The following is a 7,834-nucleotide window of genomic DNA, read 5'->3' as shown; positions in this document are numbered from 1 at the left end:
CGCGCCCCATCCTCGGCGTGTTTCCCGAACTCGACAGGGTTGTCTCTTGCGCTGCAAGGTACTAGGTCGCTACTGTGTGACGCATGACAGCGGATCCAGAGGGCAAGGCTTTGGCGCAACTGCGCCGGGGCGCCCTCGAGAACTGCGTCCTCGCCCTGCTCGCCGAGGACGAGCGCTATGGCTATGACCTCGTCGGGGAACTCGCCGAGGCCGGCCTCGTCGCGAGCGAAGGCACCGTCTATCCCTTGCTCAGCCGACTCCGCAAGGACGACCTCGTCACCACCACCTGGCGCGAATCCGATGCGGGTCCGCCGCGCCGCTATTACTCCCTAACCCCCACCGGACGCCGCGCCCTCGCGGACTTCCGGGTGGCGTGGAGCGACTTCCGCGCCTCGGTCGACCGACTTCTCGATGGAAAGGCGCAGCAATGATGGACACGACGCATCCGCTGATCACGGACTATCTGGACCGGCTGCGCCGCGCTGCGGTCGGCCTGCCCGAGACCGACGCTCGGGAACTTGCCGCAGATATCGAAGAACACTTCCGCGCCGCGACGGATGGCCGCGCGATCTCCGAAGCGGAGGTGCGCACGCTCATCGACCGGCTTGGGCCCCCAGAAGACCTCGTGGCGGCTACCGCGCCACCGACCACAGCGCCGACAACGGAGCCTGCCGCGCAGCCACGCCGCGAGTGGGAGGCCACGACCGTCGCAATGCTCCTCGCGGCGGAAGTGCTCATCCTGACCATCCTGCTGATCCCTATCGGGCTCGTCGTGTGGGTGATCGGCCTGGTCTTTTTGGCGCGGTGTCACCGATGGACCTCCAGCCAGCGCCTCCGGGCCGGGCTGGTGCTCGGCAGCGGCGTCCCAGTCGCCCTCCTTGCCCTCGTGGCAAGCGGCATGGCTACCTTCCGGAGCGTCAGTCAGGCCTGCTCGGTGGACGCCGCGGGCGTCGAGCACTGCACGGGCGCGCCGAGTTCTGGGCCAGCAGCCTGGGTGCCGTGGATCCTCGCGGCCTTGGGCATCGGGTATGCCGTGCTGCAGATCGTCACGGCCCGCCGCCTGCTCGCCGCGGTGGGTGAGCACGGTCCGCGGCCGAAGGGCCTGCGCCTGCGCTGACGCCCGACGGGCCGCTCCCCGGCGCGGCTGTTGGGGAACTTTGCTGTCGCCCTAGCGACAGCAAAGTTCCCCACCGCGCCTAATGCGCGAAGTGCCGAGTGCCCGTGAAGTACATCGTCACGCCCGCTCGCTCAGCCGCCGTGATGACCTCGTCGTCGCGGATCGAACCGCCCGGGGCGACGACCGCCCGAACGCCCGCGTCGAGCAGGATCTGCAGCCCGTCGGCGAACGGGAAGAAAGCGTCCGAGGCCGCCACCGCGCCTCGGGAGCGCTCCTCGCCCGCGCGTGCCACGGCCAACCGGCACGAGTCGACGCGATTGACCTGCCCCATCCCGATCCCCACCGAGGCGCCGCCGCGGGCGAGCAGGATGGCATTGGACTTCACCGCCCGGACCGCCCGCCATGCGAATTGGAGCTCGGCGAGGGTCGCGGCATCCGCAGCTGGCCCGGCGACCAGCCGCCAATGCGCCGCGTCGTCGCCGCCGTCGATGCCATAGCCAGCATCGACGACCGCGTCGAGGCGATCCGCCGTCTGGACGAGCAGCCCACCCGAAATCGGCCGGAACTCCACCGGGTCCCGGTGGGTCGTCATACCCTCCGGCAACTGGATGAGTCGGCGATTCTTCTTCTCTCGCAGGACAGTCAGCGCATCCTCGGCAAAGGCGGGCGCCGCGATGACCTCGCTGAAGGTCTCGTTGAGGGCCTGAGCCATCGCCAGGGTGACCACCGCATTCGTCGCAACGACGCCGCCATAGGCGGACACGGGGTCGCAGGCGTGCGCTGCGGCATACGACTCCTCGACGGACTCCCCCACCGCGATCCCGCACGGATTGGCGTGCTTGATGATGGCGACCGTCGGTTGATCGCCATGGTCGTAGGCGGCGCGCACAGCGGCGTCCGCGTCGACGTAGTTGTTGTAAGACATCTCCTTGCCGGCGAGTTGCTCGGCGCTCGCCAGGCCTGGACGCCAGTGCCGGTAGAGCGCGGCCTTTTGGTGCGGATTCTCGCCATAGCGAAGGCCGTGGGCCTTGGTCCACGAACCAGCCGTCCAGCCCGGGAAGCCGTCGCCGCCGGAGGTGTCGACATAGGCGTTGCCCAGCCAACTCGCGACCGCGATGTCGTAGTCGGCCGTGTGCACGAACGCGCGAGCCGCGAGCAGCTTGCGCTGCTCCAGGGTGAACCCGCCGCCGCGGACCGCCTCGAGGACCATGTCGTATGCCGCGGGGTCGGTGACGATCGCGACGCTCGGGTGGTTCTTGGCCGCCGCGCGCACCATCGACGGTCCGCCGATGTCGATCTGCTCGACGCAATCGTCCGGCCCGGCGCCCGAGGCGACCGTCGCCGAGAAGGGGTAGAGATTGACGACGACGAGTTCAAAGGGGCGGATCTCCAGCTCGGCCAACTGCTCGAGGTGGTCGGGCTTGCGGGTGTCGGCGAGCACGCCAGCATGGATCACCGGATGCAGCGTCTTGACACGGCCCTCGAGGCACTCCGGGAAGCCGGTCAGGTCGGCCACCTCGATGACCGGAATGCCCAGTCCCGCAATGAATTTCGCCGATCCGCCAGTGGAGACTATCGACACGCCGGCGTCGTGCAAACCGATCGCTAGGTCGGCGAGGCCGGTCTTGTCATAGACCGAGATCAGGGCGCGGCGCACAGGGCGCTGATCTTGCGTGGGGCCAGGGGCTGCGGTGTGGATCACGGGCGGGGTCACTCCTGCGATATCGAGACGTTCTCGGGGGCCGGCACCCAGGCGGGCGATGCTCGGCAGGTGACTCCCCGGTGGTTGCCCACCCGCGCCAGTCGTCTGTGCCCGAGTCTACGTCGTGCTCGACCCGGCCCGGGCCAGGTCCTTGACGACAGCAACCAGCATCTCCCGCTCGGCGATCTTGATGCGCTCGTGCAGGCTTTCCTCGCTGTCGTCCGGCTCGACGGCGACGGCCCGTTGGGCGATGATCGGCCCGGTGTCGACACCGGCGTCCACCCAGTGACAGGTGCAGCCGGTGACCTTGACGCCATGCGCCAGCGCATCGCGAACCCCGTGTGCCCCAGGGAAACTCGGCAGGAGCGCGGGGTGGGTGTTGATGACGCGATGTCGCGCCAAGAAGGCCGGCCCGAGAACCTTCATGAAGCCGGCGCTGACCACCAGGTCCGGCTGGTGCTCGGCCACCCGCTCGGCGAGTGCGACATCCCAGGCCGACCGGTCGGCATACGCGGAGACGGGCTCGACGAAGGTGGGTATGCCGGCCCGCACGCCCCGCTGCTCGCCCACCGTTCCCTCCCGGTCGGCACCCACCGCCACGACCTGCGCCCCGAAGCCCGGGTCTGCCGCGGCATCCAGGAGCGCCTGCAGCAGCGTCCCCGACCCGGAGACGAGGACGACGACCCGTAGTTCTTCCGCCACGCGTTCCTCCGATGGTCCGCCCCGCGCGACGGGGGGTCGACTAACTTCTGCTAGCAGACGTTAGTCGACTGTGCGCACCGTGCACGGTGTGCAGATTCGACAAGCCTCTGCTGAGTTGGGGGCGCGAGGCCGTTGCACGCCAGGGCGCGTCGCATAGCTAAGGCGGAGGCGGAGGCGCCTAGCGGCGCAGGCGCCACCAGTCGCGCGCGACGACGACAAGAGCCCCAAGGCCAAGGGTGAGCAGCAGACTGACCACCAAGGACGTCGCCGACGGGCCAACGGACGACAGGTAGCCATCGCCCAGCGAGCCGCCGGCGAAGGCATCGAGCACCCCAAGACCGATGGACGTCAGCGCCACGGTCGACAGCACCGAAAACACCTTGGTGCGGGTGCTCGCGAGCCGCGGGATTTCGGCGAGGGTGCGGCGGGCGGCATACCCCCCGATGAGCACTGGCACCAGCAGCAATAGCCACGCGAACCACGGGAAGTTTGTGGCGCTCGGCACCGCGCCAAGCACGGGGATCAGCGGGAGGACGCCGCCCCCCGCGCCGCCGAGCGTCACGGAGGCCCCCTCGGTCACGGCGAAGCCCGGACCGCTGACCAGAGCTATCCCCCAGATCCCGAGGTTCGGCCAGGCCAGCAATTGCCCAGCCGTCAGGCCGACGGAACCTAGAACGCCGGCGTCCACTTCGGCATACAGCCGCCCCACCTCACCCAGCCGGAAGGTGACCGCGAGGACCAAGAGCGACATGCCGGTGAGCAGCAGCACCGTTCCCGTGCGCAGCGCGGGACGGACCGCCCGCCGCAGCACCCGGGGTATGCGGTGCACGAGCCGGTCACCATGCCCGCGCGGAAGTTCGGCGATCGCCAACGCGAGGGCGGGTATGCCGAGGACGGGCAGCGGCAGCGACCACCACACCGGCGTCGCGGGTCCGCTCGCCGCGAGGGCGACCGCCGCAGCGGCGACCAGGACATAACCGGCCAGCCAGGCGGCATACGCCCTGGTCCGCGGACCACGCTCGGGAAGGGAGCGGTGGGCGGCCCGCACGGCCACCCAGGTGACCAGCGCGGTGCCGGCCAAGGGAGTGAGCGCGACGAAGACGCCGTCGGCCGCGACCCGTGCTCCACCAGCCATCAGCCACAAGGTCGAGCCCATAGCAAAGATCGGGCCCCAGCCCGAACTGGCCTGCGCCGCAAGCGAACCGAGGATGCCGACCACGGCCAGGGTCACGGCCAAGCTGACGGCCGCTCCGGACACCCCGCCGAGGGCGGCCGTGCGCAGAGCATTCGCGGACCGATCTGCCGCGACGTCCGCCGCGGCACCGCTAGCGGGCGCGGTCGGCGACTCGGCGGCGGGGCGGAAGCGGTCCAGGAGCGGCATAGCGTCCCCATCGTCACCCACGGATTGCCTCAGATGCCGACCCCACGCCGCGGGCCGGTCAAATCACCGCCATCGCCTGGCGCGAGGGGCCTAGTCAGAGCGCCGGTGCGGGGCGCAGACTCTGGCCCAGCACGGTTGTATCGCGCCAGCTCCCAGCCGCCGCTTTAGGGGTTTGTTGCATGTTTTGTCGTACCTTCGCCGCGTCCATCACGCTGGCGCTCGCGACCTCGGGGGTCGCACTCGCCGCACCGGGCCACGAGCACGTGGTCGCCGCCATCCCGCAAACGGGCACCCCGGCGGTCGACGACGGGGCCGTTTTCGCCATCACGCAGGCCGGCTCGACCATGGTCATCGGTGGCCGATTCACCTCCGTCGATTCGCAACCGCGCTCGCGCTTGGCTGCCTTCGACCGCGCCACCGGCGCACTGCGCGGCATATCTCGCCCCGCGACGGCCCCTGCGGTGGGCCGCGCTGGCGGGTGGCCTGTTGCTGCTGGTCACCGTGGTCTTCAATCGCACCAGCGTGACCCAGCAGGCGGAGACCCTGGCGTTCATCACGCTGGCACCTTTCGCCTTCGATGTCTTCGACCGGCGCAGCGTTGACCCCAGCGCGCCGGACCGACCGGCCAGCCGGTGCGGCCTGTGGGCGGCGCTGCTCGTCATACCCCTGGGCGTCTCGATCCTGCGCGACCACAATCTGCAGGGTCTCGCCGGGGAGGCGGTGCGCTACACCTCACGCCTGACGGAAGCCTTCCTCGGCACGCTGCTGGTGGGGGTCTATCTATGGTTGCGGCGCCGACGGCGGGGAGCCTGGACGGTCCCCCCGCGATCCTCCGATAGCGTGGCAACCTGACCGATCCCCCACGCGTCTGGGGGGTCATGACAGCAGCGATCCACAGCGCGAGACCGGCGTGGCCGGCCTTGCCGACGCGCCGAGGGGAGGCCACGCACGACGTGACGGCGCTCGACTTCGACTCGTTCTATCGGGACACGGCGCATCGCGTCATCCACCTCGTCTACGCCACGACCGGCGATTTGACCCTGGCGCAGGATTGCACGCAGGAGGCGTATGCCCGCGCCTGGCAGCGGTGGAGCCAGGTCAGCGCGGCGGACGACCCGCTGTCCTGGGTGCGCACGGTGGCGCGGCGGCTGGCGATCTCGCAGTGGCGCAAGGACACCAACAGGGGCGAGGCGCACCGCCGGCTCGCGCTGGTGCCGGAGGAGCCGGCACGGCCGGCCGAGGATCGGGCGTATGTCGTCGCCGCGCTGAAGACACTCAGCCCGCAGCACCGCGAGGTGCTGGCGCTGCACTATCTGCTCGACATGAGCGTTGAGCAGATCGCCGACGATCTGGGCTCCCCCGTCGGCACGATCAAGGCTCGCCTGCACCACGGCCGCAAGGCCCTGGCGGAGGCATTGCGGGCGAAGGAGGGTGGCCATGCGTGAGAACGATGTCTTCGACGACGACTGGTCAGCCGAGGATGACGACCTGGTCCGTTCGGCGCTGGATTCGTTGCGCGCCGATGTGACGGCGGTGCCGCTGGCCCCGGTATCGGAAGTCAAGGGCGGCGTGCAGGCGCCGCGCCGGTCCCGCTGGCTGATGACGGGGGCGGGGCTGGCGGCGGCAGGGTTGGTCGTGGCGGCGGTTGGACTCTCGGGCGTGCTGCGCTCGGACCGCCACACCGGCGACCCGGCCGCGTCCTCGACGACTCAATCGTCGACGACCACGAGTTCGACGTCGAGCAGTTCTTCGGACGCTTCGTCAAGCAGCTTGTCCTCGCCCGCGACGCTGACCGAGGAGCAGTGGCGTGACCTCATCGCGTCCAGCGCGGTGCTGCTGCCGATCGGCACGGAATGGCAGCAAGCCCTGGGTCTGGAGGCTGCCCCGACGGTGGCGGATGCGGCTGCGTCCGGTGGGCTGGAAGATCCCTTGTGTCTGGCGAATCCCGGCGGGATGCTGGTCGATGCGCAGACGGTGACCGCGGCGGGCGCGCCGGCACCTTTTGCCAGTGAACGTGTCTGGATCTTCGACGATGAGTCGGCAGCCGTGGCTGCGCTGAATACCATGTCGACGGCCTTCGGCTCCTGCGCGACGCCTGGGCCCAAGGGCGGCCTGACGCCGCAATCCACAGATGCTCTCGAGGAGCGCCCCTTCCTCTGGTCCTTCACGACGGACGAGGGCGGGGCCGGCTGGGTCGTGCTGACCCAGGTCGGGCGGCACCTGTCCTATCTCGAGCTCTGGGAGTCACCGGGCACCTCTGAGGTCGAGTTGGGGCAGATCGCCCGGCTCAGTTGGGTGATGAACGCGCGGCTGCTGCAGGCCGATGGCGGAGGCAGTGGGTCGGCTGCGGGCCCGCTCGTGCTCGGCCCGCCCGGAAAGGTGCCACCGCTCAACCTTTTTGTCGAGCCGGCGGATTTCGCCTCGCCGGTGCTCACCGATGGCGGCGCCAGCGAGTCCGCAAGCTGGGAGTTCGAGGGTTCACCGGTGGTGACGCAGGGCTGCGACGCGGACACCTCTGGCTCCGGAGTCTTCGGGATCATGAAGGTGAAGATCGCGGGCAAGGACGCGAGCTTCTTTGCCTCGCAACGGATCCGGCAAGTCGCCGAGGGTGAGTCGGTGCAGGAGCTGCAGGATCGCCTGACGACGGGCTTCACCGGCTGCACCGTGACGGAGGGCCAGACCACGACCACGGCTGTGACCGGCGCTCATCCTGGGCAATTCACCGTGACGACGACCTTCGCCGACGGCACCGATCCCTTCACCGAGTTCGTCGCGATCACCCCGACCAAGACGCCGGGCTACGTCTCGACGATTACGCTCTGGGTCTCGGCCGCCGAACTCAACCACGAGGTCTACATCGGCGAGCTCAACCGGCTCAGCGCCCTCGCCGCCCAGCGCTGACCCCCGCGCCCTGGCCCAGCGCTCGCCTCCG

Annotated in this window: 8 protein-coding genes and 1 riboswitch; of the genes, 5 read left to right on the top strand and 3 right to left on the bottom strand. The window is 69.9% G+C overall.

Annotation, left to right across the window (positions count from 1 at the left end; all coding sequences use genetic code 11):
- Positions 1 to 83: 83 nt before the first annotated feature.
- Together ABD225_RS14340 and ABD225_RS14335 are read left to right on the top strand one after the other, a co-directional pair.
- Positions 84 to 431 (top strand): PadR family transcriptional regulator, encoded by a 348-nt coding sequence (locus tag ABD225_RS14340; protein WP_344086826.1) that lies wholly within the window; start codon positions 84 to 86, stop codon positions 429 to 431.
- Positions 431 to 1,117 (top strand): HAAS signaling domain-containing protein, encoded by a 687-nt coding sequence (locus ABD225_RS14335; protein ID WP_344086823.1) that lies wholly within the window; start codon positions 431 to 433, stop codon positions 1,115 to 1,117. The genes ABD225_RS14340 and ABD225_RS14335 overlap by 1 nt, the downstream gene beginning before the upstream one ends.
- Before the next feature lie 79 nt (positions 1,118 to 1,196).
- On the opposite strand, the gene purH is transcribed toward ABD225_RS14335, so the two are convergent.
- The 3 genes from purH to ABD225_RS14320 form a co-directional block, all read right to left on the bottom strand.
- Positions 1,197 to 2,819, bottom strand: coding sequence for a bifunctional phosphoribosylaminoimidazolecarboxamide formyltransferase/IMP cyclohydrolase (purH, locus tag ABD225_RS14330; RefSeq protein WP_344086820.1), 1,623 nt, complete (start codon positions 2,817 to 2,819; stop codon positions 1,197 to 1,199).
- Between the two features lie 38 nt (positions 2,820 to 2,857).
- Positions 2,858 to 2,934: riboswitch (ZMP/ZTP riboswitch) on the bottom strand.
- A gap of 2 nt (positions 2,935 to 2,936) precedes the next feature.
- On the bottom strand, positions 2,937 to 3,521 hold the full coding sequence (gene purN, locus ABD225_RS14325) for a phosphoribosylglycinamide formyltransferase (protein WP_344086817.1): 585 nt from the start codon (positions 3,519 to 3,521) through the stop codon (positions 2,937 to 2,939).
- A gap of 178 nt (positions 3,522 to 3,699) precedes the next feature.
- Positions 3,700 to 4,902: a cell division protein PerM gene (locus ABD225_RS14320; RefSeq protein WP_344086814.1), complete on the bottom strand. Its 1,203-nt coding sequence runs from the start codon at positions 4,900 to 4,902 to the stop codon at positions 3,700 to 3,702.
- A gap of 354 nt (positions 4,903 to 5,256) precedes the next feature.
- On the opposite strand from ABD225_RS14320, the gene ABD225_RS14315 reads away from it, so the two are divergent.
- The 3 genes from ABD225_RS14315 to ABD225_RS14305 are packed head-to-tail and all read left to right on the top strand — an operon-like array spanning position 5,257 to position 7,803.
- The gene (locus ABD225_RS14315) at positions 5,257 to 5,754 is read left to right on the top strand and encodes a hypothetical protein (RefSeq protein WP_344086811.1); all 498 of its coding nucleotides are present in this window, start codon (positions 5,257 to 5,259) and stop codon (positions 5,752 to 5,754) included.
- Between the two features lie 26 nt (positions 5,755 to 5,780).
- A complete protein-coding gene (locus ABD225_RS14310) occupies positions 5,781 to 6,347 on the top strand; it encodes an RNA polymerase sigma factor (protein WP_344086809.1) in 567 nt (188 codons plus the stop codon).
- Positions 6,340 to 7,803, top strand: coding sequence for a hypothetical protein (locus ABD225_RS14305; protein WP_344086806.1), 1,464 nt, complete (start codon positions 6,340 to 6,342; stop codon positions 7,801 to 7,803). The genes ABD225_RS14310 and ABD225_RS14305 overlap by 8 nt, the downstream gene beginning before the upstream one ends.
- Positions 7,804 to 7,834: the final 31 nt, after the last annotated feature.

Origin of the sequence: Nostocoides veronense (assembly GCF_039531185.1) — a bacterium.
In the GTDB taxonomy this organism is placed as follows: Bacteria; Actinomycetota; Actinomycetes; order Actinomycetales; family Dermatophilaceae; genus Nostocoides_A; species Nostocoides_A veronense.
The sequence above is the reverse complement of the archived record's forward strand: the minus strand, read 5'-3'. Positions and strand labels throughout refer to the sequence as shown.

What these genes read in the sequence shown, in the direction of transcription:
- ABD225_RS14340 (WP_344086826.1), top strand. Translation starts at nt 84, where the DNA reads ATGACAGCGGATCCAGAGGGCAAGGCTTTGGCGCAACTGCGCCGGGGC.
- ABD225_RS14335 (WP_344086823.1), top strand. Translation starts at nt 431, where the DNA reads ATGGACACGACGCATCCGCTGATCACGGACTATCTGGACCGGCTGCGC.
- ABD225_RS14320 (WP_344086814.1), bottom strand. Translation starts at nt 4,902, where the DNA reads ATGCCGCTCCTGGACCGCTTCCGCCCCGCCGCCGAGTCGCCGACCGCG.
- ABD225_RS14310 (WP_344086809.1), top strand. Translation starts at nt 5,781, where the DNA reads ATGACAGCAGCGATCCACAGCGCGAGACCGGCGTGGCCGGCCTTGCCG.
- ABD225_RS14305 (WP_344086806.1), top strand. Translation starts at nt 6,340, where the DNA reads ATGCGTGAGAACGATGTCTTCGACGACGACTGGTCAGCCGAGGATGAC.